Consider the following 14,312-nt stretch of genomic DNA (forward strand, 5'->3'; position numbering starts at 1 on the left):
GAGACGCGGGCGGGGTATCGACACCGCCCGCGTCCAGCCCGCGTCTCGCGTCAGCTCCCAGCCTCGATTCCGATACGCAAGGAATGCCCGACATGCCCCATGCTCCCGTGCTGCCGAACCTGCGCCATCCCCATCACCTGTTTATCGACGGTGCGTGGCGCGAGCCCCACAGCCGGGAGCAGACGCACGTGGTCTCGCCCACCACGGGCGCGGTGATTGCCACGCTTGCAAGCGGCGATGCCGACGATATCGCCGCCGCTGTCGACGCCGCACGGGCCGCTTTCGATCACGGCCCCTGGCCGCACCTCTCCCCGACAGAGCGGGCCGCGTACTTGCGGCGGATGGGCGAGCTGCTGCGCGCGCGCATTCCTGACCTCGCCAATGCCTGGATCGAGCAGATCGGCGCACTTGCCGGGGTCGCGCCGCTTGTGGTGGGCGGTGGCGTCGCCTGGTTCGACAGCTATGCCGACTTGGCCGACCGCTATGCCTGGAGCGAGACGCGCGCCCTGGCCGATGCGCCGGGCACAGCCCTGGTGGTGCGCGAGCCGGTCGGCGTCGTTGCCGCGATCGCGCCGTGGAACAATCCGTTCGGGATCATGGCGGGCAAGATCGCCCCGGCCCTGCTCGCCGGGTGCACCGTGGTGATGAAGCCCGCGCCCGAAACGCCGATCGAAGCCTGGATCATCGCCGAAGCGGCACAAGACTCCGGCCTGCCGCCAGGCGTGCTCAACCTCGTCGTTGCCGATCGCGCCGCGTCCGACAGCCTCGTGCGCCATCCGGGCATCGACAAAGTGAGCTTCACCGGCTCGGTCGCGGCCGGCACGCACATTGCCGCGGTCTGTGGCGCGCGCATGGCGCGCTGCACGACAGAGCTGGGTGGCAAGTCGGCTGCCATCGTGCTCGACGATTTCCCGATCGAGACGGCGGCGCGCACGCTCGCGCGCACTATCACCATGTCGGCCGGGCAAATCTGCGCCGTGCTGAGCCGCGCGATCGTGCCGGAAGCCCACCGTGCGGCCTTCGTCGCTGCAGCGGTGGACGAAATGCGCCGCGTGCGCATCGGCCACCCGCGCGATGCCGCGGCCGAGATGGGCCCGCTGGCCATGGTCCGCCAACGCGAGCGGGTCGAGGCCTTCGTTGCCCAGGCGATCGCCGAAGGTGCCACGCTGGCCACCGGCGGCGCGCGCCCCGCCCACCTGCCCGATGGCGCCTATTACGAACCCACGCTGCTGACCGATGTCGACCCCGCCAATATCGCCGCGCGCGAGGAAATCTTCGGCCCGGTGCTCACCGTCTTGGGCTATGACACGCTCGATCAGGCGATCGCACTGGCCAATGCCACGCCCTATGGCCTCTACGGCACAGTCTTCACCCACGATGCGGCGGCTTTTTCCCGCGTGGCGCGCGGCGTGCGCAGTGGTACCCTTACCCAGAACGCCTTTCGCTTCGACAGTGCCCTGCCCTTCGGCGGCTTCAAGCTGTCTGGCTGCGGGCGCGAGGGCGGGAAGGAAGGGCTCGACAGCTTTACCGAATACAAGGCGGTCATTCCCGCTGCAGCAGCACCGGCCGGTCATTCGGTGCTGTAACGCGGTTTGCGCATCAGCCGCCGGTCACGGCCACCACGTTGTCGTCGCTCTTGCGATCGATAAAGGTGTTGTAGGGATCGACCCCGGCATAGGCCGGCTTGCGACGACTGGTCAGCACGATCGTGGCGGTGCCATCGCGCAGGCGATGCCGTTCCATGGCGATGACGTCGGCCGCCCCAAACGCCCCCTCGCCCGGCTGCGCGGTGAACAGCCCGATGTCGACATCCTGGTCGAGCGGCGTGGGCGTGCTTGCCCCCTTGCCATCGTCGCGTGCCATGCTCGCCGTCAGCGTCAGCGTGGTATGCCAGGTCCCGTCGGGCATGCGGCGGGTCACGGCGCGATCGGCCTTGAAATCCCACACCGTGATGGTTTCCAGCAAGTCGTGCACCAGCGCATGTTCCTGCGCGGTACGGGCCAGCGCATGGGAGCCGCGCACAAGGTCCATCGAGGTGGCGTAAGGTGGCCCCTGGAAGCGATAGCGTGCGAGGATCTGCCGAAGCATGCCGTTGACCCGCGCTTCGCCCAGCCGATCCTGCAGCAGGTAGAGCGCCACGGCACCTTTGCGATAGTGGATGTAGGGCTGGTCCTCCACCCGCGCCAGCGGCACTTCCTCCACCGCTTCGCGCCCGCGCGAGGCAAGGTAGCGATCAAGCTCATAGCGCAGGAAGCGGCGGATCTTGTCGGGCCCGTACAACTGCTTCATGACCATCAGCGCCGAATACTGCGCCAGCGTCTCCACCATCATCGTGCCGCCCTGCATCTCGGCGCTGATTTCCTGGTGGCCCCAGTACTGGTGCGACAGCTCGTGCGCGGCGACATAGGTGGCGTAATCGATCTTGTCGGGATCGCTGAAGTCACCCAGAAAGCCGATCGATTCCGAGAACGGCATGGTGCCGGCAAAGGCTTGGGCAAAGCTGGCATAGCCCGGAAATTCCACGATGCGGGCATAGCCGAACTGATAGGGGCCGAATTCGCGGCGATAGTAGCCGAGCGCCACGCGCGCGGCGCGCTGCAGCCGGGCCACGTTATAGGCGTGGCGCGGATCGAAATAGATCGAGACCTGCACGCCATCGGCATCGCGCGTGTCCACGCCATAGCGGGCAGACTGGATCGACCAGAAGTTGAGGATCGGAACGCGCGAGACGAAGCGCGCGGTGCGCCATCCGCCCTGCACCGTATCGGCAACCTTGTCACCGGGCGCCAGCGGCACCTGGTCCGCCGCTGTGGTCACCGTGATGTCGCTGGTCACCCAACTGGCGTTCGACAGGTAATTGAAATGCCGCGCGCCCTGATCTTCCAACTTGGCCATGCGATGCTCACCGGGCAGGCCATGTTCGCGGCGCTTGACCGGATCGCTCAACATCGCCGCCCGCTGGATGCCGATCGTGGGCGCGATCTGCGTGGAATCGAGGAACGTGCCGTTGGCAAGCAAGCGGGTATCGTCGCCCAGCGGATTGAGGCCCGGCTGCCAGCGCTGCACCTTGAAATGCATCAGCGTCGTCTGCCCCGGGCGCAGCGGATGGTCGAACGTGAAGAAGCGCACCTGGCGGCGGTCGTCATCGTGGGTGGCGCGGGCACCGTCGATCGTCAGTGCGAGCACGTCGCGGTCGTGCTGGGGCAGCATCAGGTGCACGGTGCTGAGCGGCGCGCCGGTGGCATTGACCAGGGCATATGTCCCTTCGGCTTCCATCCGCGGCTGCGCCGGATCGATCGTGACCTTGAGCGTGACATGCGTGACGCTCGGTTCGGGCGCATGCTCATAGCGGGCGTAGAGCTTTTCGAGATCGGCGGCGTCGATCTCCTGCTGCGCACCGTTCTCGTAGTGGTTGCGAACGTCCATCTGGTAATAGAGCCAGGCCCCCGTGGCGGCCATGCCTGCCAGTGCGGCAAGGATCAGCACCCCGGCCGGGCTACGCAGCCGGCGCAGCGCCTGGCGGCTGCGCACGCCGACGCCATCGTTGGCACCGCGCGGCCAGAGCAGGTGGGCCGCGGCCATCAGCGCCACGAGCAGAAAGCCCCAATAAAGGCGCAGCCACCAGTTGGTCACCCAGCCCACCCGCGCACCGTTCATATCGGTCAGCGGGTTGGGCACGCTCGACGCGTATTGGTAGAGCGGATGGTCCCAATGCATCGCCGACGCCACGATGCCGAAGACGAACCACACCAGCAGCAAGCCCCAGCCAACATACTTGCTGGGCGAAACGACCTGCAGGAACACGGCAAGGCCGGCGAGCAGCACCATGTCCATTGCTGTCGGCACAAGGTACCACCACAGATACTGCCCAGGTTCGATCGCCGTGAAGCCGCTTGCCAATTGCACGCCGATGCCGACCAAGGCCCCCAGCGCCACGGTGACCACCAGGACCAGTGCGAGCGCCAGCACCTTGGGCAGCAGCAAGGCCCAGCTTGGCAAGGCGCTGGCATCGATGATCGCGCTGATCCGGCGCTCGCGATCGCGCCAGACGAGTTCGCCTGCATAGAACGCGGCGATCACGATCGGGCCGAGCGTGAACGCGCCGCGCAGTGCCGTGACCTGCAGGAAAGTCGCCGGGTAGCTTTTGCTACCATAGAGGCTGTCGCTCAGGCTGAGTGCGGCAAGCGCGTTGATCGCCCCCACCGCCACCAGCACCAGGAAGGCCGGACTGCGCAGGATCATCCGCGCTTCGAACGCAATGCGTGCAAACAGACGCGGCCAGCGCGCGCGGGCCTGGTCGGGATCGGGCAAGCGCGCGACCCGGCTTGGCGTCGCCACGGCGAGCTTGCGTGCGCGTTTCGCCTCGCGCCGCAACTGGCGCTTGCTGGCGGCAGGCGCGGTAAAGCTGAAGCGCCACCACGCCATGGCAAGCGCCGCGATCGTCACGGCCAGCCAGATCGCACGGTTTTCGAGAAACAGCGTGGAGAACGGAAAGGGCCGTGTGTTGATTTCGGCCAGGGTCCAGTACCGGGTTTCAAGCGTGATGGCGACGACGCCGAACGGATCGGTGAGCGCCGCCAGCGTGCGCAGGTCGGGATGGCTCGACAGGATGCCGCGCGTCACGCCCCAGATCAGCAGGCTGGCAACCACTGCAACATACGTCGCCATCATCGAGCGCGTGAGCGTTGCCACCGCGAAGAAAAACGCGGCGCACAACAGCAACGTGGGCATCGCCACGATCACAAAGGGCCGCAAATAGGCGTCGATCCGGTTGGGACCGATCGTTTCAGGGTCCAGCCAGGGCATCAGCGAACCCACGAAGCTGCCCAATGGCACCGCCGCGAAAACCAGCAGAGAGACCAGGTAAGCACCAGCGAAACGGCCCAGCAGATAGTCGGCCTTGCGCACCGGCGTGGCGCGGACCAGGGGGCCAAAGCCGCTGTCATCATCCCTGACGATCACGTTCGCGACAAAGGCCGTCGTCGCAAACAGCGCGAAAATGGTCATCACGCCCTGGGTCATCGTCAGCGACAGCGTGCCGTTCTGCCACGCGTTGTCGGGCGTGCCACCGATGGTCAACTGGCTCGATGCCATGGCGCCATAGGCCAGCAGGAAGAACAGGGCAAACACCACCCAGAACACCGGGCTGCGCAGCTGATAGCGGATCTCGAAGGCGGCGATGCGGCCGAGCATGGCGGTGCCCCTTACTGGTTCAGGCGCCGACGGCCGGCGCGGCGGTGCGGGCAGCAAGCAGGGCGGAGAAATAGACGTCCTCGAGCCCACCGGGAACAGCCACGAAGCCGTCACCAGGGATGGTCTCGGCAATCACGTGCACGACCGTGCGCCCGCCGCGCAGGCGGGTGGAAATCACGCGATGTTCGGCGCTGACCGCGGCGAGGTCAGCCCGGTCGATCGCGCGTTCCCACACCTGGCCGGACAGCGCAGCGATCAACGTGGCCGGCGCGCCTTCGAGCAGTATCTGCCCCTGGCCCAGGATCGCCATGCGCGGGCAAAGGTCGGTGACATCGTCGACGATATGGGTCGAAAGGATCACCACCACGTTCTCGCCGATCTCGGCCAGGAGGTTGAGGAAGCGATTGCGCTCTTCGGGATCGAGCCCGGCGGTCGGTTCATCGACGATGACGAGGCGAGGATTGCCGATCAGCGCTTGGGCAATGCCGAAGCGCTGGCGCATCCCGCCGGAATAGCCGGCCACCGCCTTGCGCCGCACATCCCACAGATTGACTTGCGCAAGCAGCGTTTCGACCGTGTCCCGCCGTTCGCCGCGCCCGGCGATGCCCTTGAGCACCGCCATGTGGTCGAGCAGATCATAGGCGCTTACGCGCGGATAGACGCCAAAGTCCTGCGGCAGGTAGCCAAGCTGGCTGCGGATCGCCTGGGGATCGGCGATCACGTCGATGCCGTCGAACGTAATGCGCCCGCTGCTGGGGATCTGCAGCGTGGCAACCGTGCGCATCAGGGTAGACTTGCCGGCGCCGTTGGGGCCGAGCAGCCCGAACATGCCCTTGGGAATTGTCAGCGTGACGCCGTCGAGCGCACGGGTGCCGTTGCCATAGACGTGCGAAACACCCTGAAGTTCGAGCATGTTCTCAAGTGCCTCGCTGCCATGGTCGGACGAGCGCAGGCTAGGCGGCAGGCAGCGCGATGGCAAACGCGGCTCGACGAACGCCTTTTGACGGGCAGGTCGGGCCGCAACGCCACGCGCAATCGTGCGTCCTTGAGCTTTGCGAGACCAAGCCCGCGATCATCACAGCGCGGTCGGCAAGCCGATCCGCCGCTTGAGCTGCTCTCGCGAAGCGCGCAACGCAATCGATGCCGTCTCGTCGTCCAGCGTTCGGGCCAGGGTCATGGCGCCGACCATCTCGGCCAGGACCGAGGCCGCCAGCACGTCCGGTTCGGACGCGCCAAGCCCGGCCAGGGCCTTTGCCAGCGCGGCGCGAAACGCGGCAATGCCTTGGGCAAAACGCTGGCGAGCGGCCTCCGGCATGCGGCTCGATTCCCCCCCCAGGCTGGGGATCGGGCAGCCCACATCGGTCCGCCGCCGCGCTTCCTCGGAAAGGTAATAGTCGATGAGCAACGACAGGCCCCTCGCCGGCTCGTTCCCGGTGAGATATCGTCTTACCATCGCATCGCTATCGCCAAACATCCGGTCCACCGCATGGGCAACCAGATCGTCACGGTTTTCGAAATGCGCATAAAAGCCGCCATGCGTCAGCCCCGCGCGCTTCATCAGCGCGGCAACGCCGATCCCGTCGGCACCCTTTTCGCGCATCGCCTTTGCCGCTTCATCCAGGATGCGCGCGCGCGTGCGCTCCTTGGGCGTCATGGTCTCGCTCATCAGCTTCGTGGCTCCCATCCTCCGCCCAACGCACGAACGGCCGAAACGGATGCGCGCGCCGCCTGGGCGCGTGCCTCCGCAAGGTGGTCGGCGGCATCCAACAGCGCGCGGTCGGCATCCAGTACGTCGATCAAGGCCAGCGCGCCACCCTCGTAACCCTGCCGCGCCTGATCGCGCGAACGGGTCAGCGATGCAACCTGCTGCTGGCGCAACGCGATTTCCGCCCGCGTTTCGGCAAGGCGGGTGATCGCGGTTTCCACCTCCTCGGTCGCCTTGAGCACCGCGCCGCGAAGCTGCGCCAGCGCCTCGGCCTCCTTGCCGCGTGCCTGCGCCACTTCCGCATCGGCACGGCCGAAATCGAACAGGCGCCACCGCAGCGCCGCGCCGCCGCTCGCCTGCAGGGCATTGCCGGCAAACAGGCCGCCGGTGCCGATACTGGCAAAGCCGAGCAGGCCGTTGAGGGACAGACGCGGGTAATAGTCGGCCATGGCCGCCCCGGTCCGGGCGCTGCTCGCGGCCAGATGCCGTTCGGCTGCCACCAGATCGGGGCGCCGGCGCATCAATTCACCCGGGATCGCGCTGCCGCTGGGATCGGGCGCGTCGGGCACGGGCTGCGCCGCAGCCACATGCAGCAGGTCCGATCCGGCCTGCTGGCCGGTCAGCACATCGAGGCGGTTGATCTGGCCGGCGATCGCCGCGCGTAGCGGCGCCAGCGTCGCCTCCAATCCAGCGCTTTCGCCCAAGACCCGCTGGTGTTCGCGTTCGGCAACCAGGCCCTGCGCCGCCTGTTGGCCCAGAAGGTCGGCCAACTGGCGTTCGGTCGAAAGTTCGTGCGAGACGACATCGTACCGTGCCTGCAACCCACGCAACTGCAGATAGGCATCGGCCGTTTCTGCAGCAACGCTCAGGCGCACGGCGTCCTCGCTTGCCGCTGCGGCGGCAAAGTCGGCCCGCGCCGCCTCGCGCCCGCGCCGCAAGCCGCCGAACAGGTCGATATCCCACGATGCCTGCGGGCCCACGGTATACAGAGAATAGTCGCGCGGCAGGTCCAAGCGACTGGACACCGCGCCAACGGGCGTGCGCAGCGACTGGCGCGTGCGTTCGGCCGAGGCGGCAAGGCCTGCCTGGGGCAGCAGCGCCGCACCACTTTCCTGCACGGCGGCGCGCGCCTGGCTTACCCGCGCGGCCGCGGCGGCCACATCGAGATTTTGCGCCAGCGCCATCTCGACCAGGGAATCGAGCACAGGATCGCCGAAACGGCGCCACCATTGCGCATCCGCCGCCGCGATGGGCACAGGCGCATGATAGGCAGGGGACAGGGCAATCTTGGGAGGAACATAATCCCTGCCGGCGGTGCAGCCAGAAAGGGCCGAGACGGCAAGCAGGATAGCGGCAAGGCGCATGGCAAAGAACTCCTCAGTGCGCCAGATCGGGCGACGGCGGCGTGGCATTGGCGGGTGGGCGGCAGAACGGCACCATCACCAGCGCGGCGATGAACATCCAGGCGAGCAGCCGGAAGACGTCGTTGAAAGCGATGGTCAACGCCTCGCGGCCAACGACTTGGGCAAACAGACCTTGTGCCATCGTCAGGGCCTGGTGCGGATCGGGGGTGGCTTGCGCCAGGCGCTGCGCGATGCCCGCGACCATGTCCGACGCCGCGCCGGACTGATGGCCAAGCGCTTCGCCGATCCGGCTTGACGCGATGCGGGCATGGTCACGCAGCAGGGTATTGACCACGGCAATGCCGATGGCGCCGCCCAGATTGCGCATCAGGTTGAACAGGCCAGAGGCATAGCGCAGTTCGGCTGGCTGGAAGCCCGACAGCGCCATGCTCACGCTGGGCACGATGCACAGCATCAGGGCAAGGCCACGCACGGCTTGCGGGAAAAACAGCTCCCAGAACCCCCACGCGCTGGTCATGTTGGACGTGAGCCACAGGCTTGCGGCGAACAGCGACAAGCCAACCGTGATCATCCAGCGCATGTCGACCCGCTGGCTGAGATAGGCGCTGACGACCACGCTCAACAGCTGCGTCACGCCCACCACGAACACCGTGGTGCCGATCTGCAGCGAATCGTATCCGCGGATGCGTGCCAGGTAGACCGGCACCAGATAGATCGCCGAATACATGCCGATGCCGATCACGAAATTGAACGTGCAGGCGAAGGCGAAGGTCGGCCGGCGGAACGGCTGCAACCGCACCAGCGGATTGCCGGACCGGAAGGAACGCTCAAGAAACAAGACGAAAGCGACGGCCGAGCACCAGCCGGCGATGGCAATGGTGGGATCGCCGAACCAGTCCTTGCGTGGTCCTTCCTCCAGCACATATTCAAGGCCGGCAAGGAATACCGCCATCGCCACGAAATGGCTCCAGTCGATCCGGCCGAACATGGATGGATTGGCCCGATCCACGCGAAGAATCTGCCAGGCCAGCAATGTCACCACGATACCGGGGATGATGTTGATGAAGAACAGCCATCGCCAGTCGAGCGCCTGGGTGATCGCGCCGCCGGCACTGGGCCCCAACGTAGGTGCCAGCACGCTGACGGTGCCCAGGATGGCGGGGATCAGCGCCCGTTGCGCGCCGCTGAAGATCGTGAACCCCACCGCGAAGACCAACGGCACCATCGCCCCGCCGGTAAACCCCTGCAGCGCGCGGAAGGCGATCATCGATTCCATGTTCCACGACAGCCCGCACATGAGGCTGGAGAAGGTGAACATCCCCGCCGACATGACAAACAGCCAGCGGGTCGACATCGCCCCGGCGAGATAGCCCGACAGCGGGATCATCACGAGCTCGGCCATCAGATAGGCTGTCTGCACCCAGCTCACTTCATCCGGGCCGGCAGCGAGCCCTGCCTGCACGTCGCTGAGTGAGGCAGACACGATCTGGATATCGAACAGCGCCATGAACTGGCCGAACGCCATCACTCCAAAGATCAGGAACTTGCGCGCCGTCGGCATCGCCGAAGGGTCTGCCGACCAGTCCTGACCAAGTTCCATCAGCCATCCCACGAACCCGCTTCCTTTCCGATCGCCGAAATATGACTCGACATATGATGAACGTCATATGATATGATACTCATCATATGCGCAAGCAATCTCTGCAAGGAGGCGCGCGGTGAGCGCAAAGCCAATGGATGAACAATCGGAAGGACAGCAGCAAAGCGAAGGCTTGCCGCCAGCTGCGCAGAGTGCCGGCGCGCCCGCGAAGGCGCAACGCCGCGGGCCCGGCGGCCGCACGTTGCTGGTTTCGGCACTGGCGCTGGCGGCAGCGGCAGGCGGCGCCCTGTGGATCATGGCGCGTCCATCGGTCGAAGCGACCGACGATGCTTATGTCGCGGCCGATTCAACCACGGTGGCGCCGAAAGTTCGCGGCCTGGTTGGCGCCGTGTTCGTACGCGACAACCAGGTCGTGCACGTCGGTGATCCCCTCGTGCGGATCGATTCGGAAGAATTCGATGCCAAGGCGGCGAGCGGGCGTGCCGATCTGGCGGATGCGGAAGCCGATGTAGCCGCAGCGCGCGCGGCGCTCGTCAGCCTTGACGCAGAAGAGCGGTTGGCCGCAGCGCAGGTTACCGCGGCGCGCACCACGATCCCTTCGACCGCCGCCGAGGCTGAGCGCGCGGAAACCGATCGCCAGCGCTATGACGCCCTGGTTGCCACAGGCGCTGTCGCACGCCGCGATGCCGAGACCTATCGTGCCACAGCGATCGACGGCGCGCAGGCGGCCGCCCGTGCCAAGGCACTGCTGGCCGTGTCGCGGCAGCAGGCAAGCGTGACAGCGGCACGCCGCCCCACCTTGCTCGCCGCGCTCGAAAAGGCGCAGGCAACACGACAGCGCGCGATCGCCGCACTCGATCTCGCGCGTCAGGATCAAGCCCATACGATCATCCGCGCCGCTGTCGATGGCGTGGTGGGCAATCGCCAGGTCCACGTTGGGGATTATGTTCAGCCCGGATCGCGTCTGCTCACGCTGGTGCCCATGAACGCCCTTTATGTGACGGCGAACTTCAAGGAAACACAGACCCGCGACATGCGGGCCGGGCAACGCGCGACGATCAGCGTCGACGCGCTCGACCATGCGCTCTCCGGCCGTGTCGAAAGCTTTGCACCGGGCACCGGCTCCAGTTTCTCGCTGCTGCCGTTCGAACCCGGCACCGGCAACTTCACCAAGATCGTCCAGCGGGTGCCGGTGCGCATCCGCTTCGACCCCGGGCAAGCCGCCAGCCCGGTGCTGCGGCCCGGCCTGTCCGTCACCGCCAAAGTCCGACTGTCCAACTGACTCGCTTTACAGGAGAATGACCATGTCCCTCGGAACAGCTCTCATCACCGGCGCATCCACCGGCATCGGCGCCATCTATGCCGACCGCCTCGCCCGCCGTGGCCACGATCTCGTCCTCGTCGCGCGCGATGTCACCCGGCTTGAAGCGCTGGCAGCGCGCCTGCGTTCGGAAACCGGCGCCCATGTCGACGTGCTGCCCGCCGATCTGAGCGATCGATCGCAACTCGCCAAGGTCGAGGCGCGCATCGCCTCGGACGAGACGCTGACATTGCTGGTCAACAACGCCGGCATTTCGCTTGAAGGCACGCTGATCGACACGCCCGCGGTGACGATCGAGCACCTGATAGCCATAAACGTAACCGCGCCAACCCTGCTTGCCGGCGCAGCGGTGCGGGCATTTGCCCCGCGCGGTGCGGGCGGGATCATCAATCTTTCGTCGGTGCTCGCCCTCGCGCCGGAAATGTTCGACGGCACCTATAGCGCAACCAAGGCCTTCATCCTGAACCTGACCCAGGGCCTTGCCAAGGAAGTTGCCGACAAGGGAATCCGCGTGCAGGCCGTCCTGCCGGGGGCAACCCGTACCGAAATCTGGGCGCGGTCGGGCAAGGACATCGATTCCTTCCCCGCCGAATGGGTGATGGACGCCAGCGACCTTGTCGATGCGGCGCTGCTGGGCTTCGATCGTGGTGAGACGGTCACCATTCCGCCTCTCGCCGACGAGGCAAAGTGGCACGCGATGCAGGAAGCGCGGCTCGCCATGGCATCCGAACTTTCCCGCCGCGATGTGGCACCGCGCTATCGCGTATCCGCAGAAAGCGCGGCGGTGTAAAAACGGAGCGAGGCCGCGGCACGGGGGCGCAGGCCGCCTTCGGCCGCAGTAGCCCAACGTGGCAATCCCGTGCCGTCAGTGGAAGGCGGTCACGACCAGCATCGCGGCCATGGCCAGCATGGTCGTGCCGACAATGGCATCCAGCACGCGCCATGCGGCGGGCCGGGCAAAAAGCGGCGCCAGCAGCCGCGCGCCATAGCCCAGCAGGGCAAACCAGCAGGCACTGGCCGAGGCCGCCCCGGCAATGAAGAATGGCCGCAGGGGAGCGGGATGGGTCGCCCCTGCCGCACCCATCAACAAGACCGTGTCGAGGTAGACGTGCGGGTTGAGGAACGTGAACCCGGCAAGCGTGGACAACACCTTGCCCAGAGACTGCGCGCTTCCCGCGTCCACCGAAACCGCCTCGCCCTGCGCCATGCGGCGAAAGGCGAGAAGGCCGTACCAACCCAGGAACATCGCCCCGCCCAGCGAGAGAATGCGCGTCAGTTGCGGCATGGATTTGAGAAAGGCTGCAACGCCGCTGACGCCCACGGCGATCAGCGACGCGTCGGCCGCAATGCAGAAACCAACCACTGCAAGCACGTGGCGCCGCAGCAATCCCTGCCGCAGCACGAACAGATTCTGGGCTCCAATGGCAACGATCAGGGCTGCGCAGAGCGCGAAGCCGGCGGAATAAGTGGCGGTGATGCTGTTCATGGCAGGCGCTATGGCCAAGTCTTAATCTTAAGAGAAACTTGATCTCCTTATCCAAATGAAGCTATGCTTCATCACATGCTCGATTATGCGGCGCTCTCGGTCGTGGCGGCGGTGGTGCGCGAAGGTACGTTCGAACGCGCCGCTGCCGCGCTCCACATCTCGCCTTCGGCCGTGTCGCAACGGGTGCGGGCGCTGGAAGAACGGCTGGGAGCGATCCTTGTGCAGCGTAGCCAGCCATGCCAGCCCACCGCGCTCGGGCGGCGTTTGTGTGCCCATTTCGAGGCCGTGCGCCTGCTCGAAACCGACCTGCTCCCAGACATGGGCGCCCCGCAGACGGCTGCCTCGCCGCCCGTCACGCTCAAGATCGCGGTCAATTCGGATAGTCTGGCCAGTTGGATGGCCCCTGCCATCGTCGGATTCTCCCGCGAAACCGGCCTTCTGGTCGAACTCGTCGTGGATGACGAGGCGCACACCGCCGATCGTCTGCGCGGCGGGGATGTTGTGGCCGCGATCACATCGGAAAGCGCACCCGTGCAGGGATGCCGCACCACCCGCTTGGGCGCCTTGCGCTACCTTGCCTGCGCCAGCCCTGATTTCGTCACGCGCCATTTTCCCACCGGCGTGACCGCACAAGCGCTCCTGCATGCCCCGGTGATGCGCTTTGACCGGCGCGATGATTTGCAGGCGCGCTGGGCGATGGACCATGTCGGGGCGCCCGTGGGCAACCAGGTGCACTGGATCCCATCGACCCGCGCGTTCCTCGATCTGGCGCTGCGCGGCCTGGCCTGGGGCATGCAGCCAGCCGTCCTCGCCCTCCCTCACCTCGATCAAGGCACGTTGGTGGAACTGGTGCCGTCCACCCCGATCGGTGTCACGCTCTACTGGACGGTTGCCAGGCTGCATGCCGCAGCGCTTCGCAAATTGACCGAAGCAGTCCGGCATGCGGCCGGGACCGTGCTGGAAGATGCTGCCGGGTCCGGCGTCCCCGCCTAGCAGGCATTCCGCTGCGGGCAATCGATGGCATGATCGTTGACCATGCCGACGGCCTGCATGAAAGCGTAGACCGTCACCGCGCCCACGAACTTGAAGCCACGTTGCTTGAGCGCTTTGGACAGCGCGAGCGAGGTGGGATCGCTCGCCGGGAGCGTCAAGCCATCGCCCAGTCGCGGCACGCCATTGACGTGGGACCAAACGAATTGCGCAAAATCCTCGCCCTGCTGAGCCATGCGCAGATAGGCGCGGGCGTTGCCGATCGTCGCCTCGATCTTGGCCCGCGCCCGAATGATGCCCGCATCCTGCATCAGCGCGGCGATCTTGGCCTCATCATATGCGGCCACCACCTCCGGCACGAAGCCGTCGAAAGCCCGCCGGAATCCCTCGCGCCGGTGCAGGATCGTGCGCCACGAGAGGCCTGCCTGAAAGCCTTCAAGCATGAGCATTTCCCACAGCGCGCGGGATTCGTGCAGCGGGATGCCCCACTCCGTATCGTGATAGGCGGCCATCACCGGATCGCCATCGGCCCAGGTGCAGCGTGCAAGGGCGGTCATTTTTCTGCGCAAACCTTCCAAGATGCATTTCGCCGTCGTGGCCCGGATCGACCACCAGCCGGCCAACTGTAATCCGCCGCTCCTGATTGCGCCAGT

11 protein-coding genes are annotated in these 14,312 nt (G+C 66.4%); 4 read left to right on the top strand and 7 right to left on the bottom strand.

The genetic code is table 11. From position 1 onward, the window contains the following. Positions 1–92: 92 nt before the first annotated feature. Positions 93–1,586, top strand: coding sequence for an aldehyde dehydrogenase family protein (locus R9J51_RS15345; protein WP_179504960.1), 1,494 nt, complete (start codon positions 93–95; stop codon positions 1,584–1,586). A gap of 13 nt (positions 1,587–1,599) precedes the next feature. Here the strand turns inward: R9J51_RS15345 and R9J51_RS15350 are convergent, their stop codons facing one another. The 5 genes from R9J51_RS15350 to R9J51_RS15370 all read right to left on the bottom strand — a co-directional run bounded on the left by R9J51_RS15350 (position 1,600) and on the right by R9J51_RS15370 (position 9,862). Then, positions 1,600–5,193, bottom strand: coding sequence for an ABC transporter permease subunit (locus R9J51_RS15350; protein WP_179504961.1), 3,594 nt, complete (start codon positions 5,191–5,193; stop codon positions 1,600–1,602). A gap of 19 nt (positions 5,194–5,212) precedes the next feature. After that, positions 5,213–6,106: an ABC transporter ATP-binding protein gene (locus R9J51_RS15355; RefSeq protein WP_168555228.1), complete on the bottom strand. Its 894-nt coding sequence runs from the start codon at positions 6,104–6,106 to the stop codon at positions 5,213–5,215. A 162-nt stretch (positions 6,107–6,268) separates the two neighbouring features. Beyond that, positions 6,269–6,859: a TetR/AcrR family transcriptional regulator gene (locus R9J51_RS15360; protein ID WP_179504962.1), complete on the bottom strand. Its 591-nt coding sequence runs from the start codon at positions 6,857–6,859 to the stop codon at positions 6,269–6,271. Next, on the bottom strand, positions 6,859–8,262 hold the full coding sequence (locus R9J51_RS15365; RefSeq protein WP_179504963.1) for an efflux transporter outer membrane subunit: 1,404 nt from the start codon (positions 8,260–8,262) through the stop codon (positions 6,859–6,861). The genes R9J51_RS15360 and R9J51_RS15365 overlap by 1 nt, the downstream gene beginning before the upstream one ends. A 13-nt stretch (positions 8,263–8,275) precedes the next feature. Then, a complete protein-coding gene (locus R9J51_RS15370; protein ID WP_218843492.1) occupies positions 8,276–9,862 on the bottom strand; it encodes a DHA2 family efflux MFS transporter permease subunit in 1,587 nt (528 codons plus the stop codon). Positions 9,863–9,980: 118 nt separating this feature from the next. On the opposite strand from R9J51_RS15370, the gene R9J51_RS15375 reads away from it, so the two are divergent. Next, on the top strand, positions 9,981–11,144 hold the full coding sequence (locus tag R9J51_RS15375; protein ID WP_432787559.1) for an HlyD family secretion protein: 1,164 nt from the start codon (positions 9,981–9,983) through the stop codon (positions 11,142–11,144). A gap of 22 nt (positions 11,145–11,166) precedes the next feature. Next, the gene (locus tag R9J51_RS15380; RefSeq protein WP_432787560.1) at positions 11,167–11,973 is read left to right on the top strand and encodes an SDR family NAD(P)-dependent oxidoreductase; all 807 of its coding nucleotides are present in this window, start codon (positions 11,167–11,169) and stop codon (positions 11,971–11,973) included. A gap of 75 nt (positions 11,974–12,048) precedes the next feature. Here R9J51_RS15380 and R9J51_RS15385 read toward each other — a convergent pair whose 3' ends face one another. Continuing rightward, positions 12,049–12,669 carry a LysE/ArgO family amino acid transporter gene (locus tag R9J51_RS15385; RefSeq protein ID WP_179504965.1) on the bottom strand — a complete coding sequence of 207 codons (621 nt, stop codon included), beginning with the start codon at positions 12,667–12,669 and terminating at the stop codon, positions 12,049–12,051. Between the two features lie 75 nt (positions 12,670–12,744). Between R9J51_RS15385 and R9J51_RS15390 the strand changes: the two genes are divergently transcribed. Further along, a complete protein-coding gene (locus R9J51_RS15390; RefSeq protein ID WP_179504966.1) occupies positions 12,745–13,662 on the top strand; it encodes a LysR family transcriptional regulator ArgP in 918 nt (305 codons plus the stop codon). Here R9J51_RS15390 and R9J51_RS15395 read toward each other — a convergent pair. Further along, positions 13,659–14,216: a DNA-3-methyladenine glycosylase I gene (locus tag R9J51_RS15395; protein WP_179506511.1), complete on the bottom strand. Its 558-nt coding sequence runs from the start codon at positions 14,214–14,216 to the stop codon at positions 13,659–13,661. The genes R9J51_RS15390 and R9J51_RS15395 overlap by 4 nt on opposite strands. Between the last annotated feature and the right edge of the window lie 96 nt (positions 14,217–14,312).

It is taken from the genome of Novosphingobium rhizosphaerae (assembly GCF_050920675.1).
GTDB lineage: Bacteria > Pseudomonadota > Alphaproteobacteria > Sphingomonadales > Sphingomonadaceae > Novosphingobium > Novosphingobium rhizosphaerae.

Bases quoted from the DNA above. Each gene is read 5' to 3' on its own strand.
- R9J51_RS15345 (WP_179504960.1), top strand. From the start codon at position 93: ATGCCCCATGCTCCCGTGCTGCCGAACCTGCGCCATCCCCATCACCTG.
- R9J51_RS15350 (WP_179504961.1), bottom strand. From the start codon at position 5,193: ATGCTCGGCCGCATCGCCGCCTTCGAGATCCGCTATCAGCTGCGCAGC.
- R9J51_RS15355 (WP_168555228.1), bottom strand. From the start codon at position 6,106: ATGCTCGAACTTCAGGGTGTTTCGCACGTCTATGGCAACGGCACCCGT.
- R9J51_RS15360 (WP_179504962.1), bottom strand. From the start codon at position 6,859: ATGAGCGAGACCATGACGCCCAAGGAGCGCACGCGCGCGCGCATCCTG.
- R9J51_RS15365 (WP_179504963.1), bottom strand. From the start codon at position 8,262: ATGCGCCTTGCCGCTATCCTGCTTGCCGTCTCGGCCCTTTCTGGCTGC.
- R9J51_RS15370 (WP_218843492.1), bottom strand. From the start codon at position 9,862: ATGGAACTTGGTCAGGACTGGTCGGCAGACCCTTCGGCGATGCCGACG.
- R9J51_RS15380 (WP_432787560.1), top strand. From the start codon at position 11,167: ATGTCCCTCGGAACAGCTCTCATCACCGGCGCATCCACCGGCATCGGC.
- R9J51_RS15385 (WP_179504965.1), bottom strand. From the start codon at position 12,669: ATGAACAGCATCACCGCCACTTATTCCGCCGGCTTCGCGCTCTGCGCA.
- R9J51_RS15390 (WP_179504966.1), top strand. From the start codon at position 12,745: ATGCTCGATTATGCGGCGCTCTCGGTCGTGGCGGCGGTGGTGCGCGAA.
- R9J51_RS15395 (WP_179506511.1), bottom strand. From the start codon at position 14,216: ATGACCGCCCTTGCACGCTGCACCTGGGCCGATGGCGATCCGGTGATG.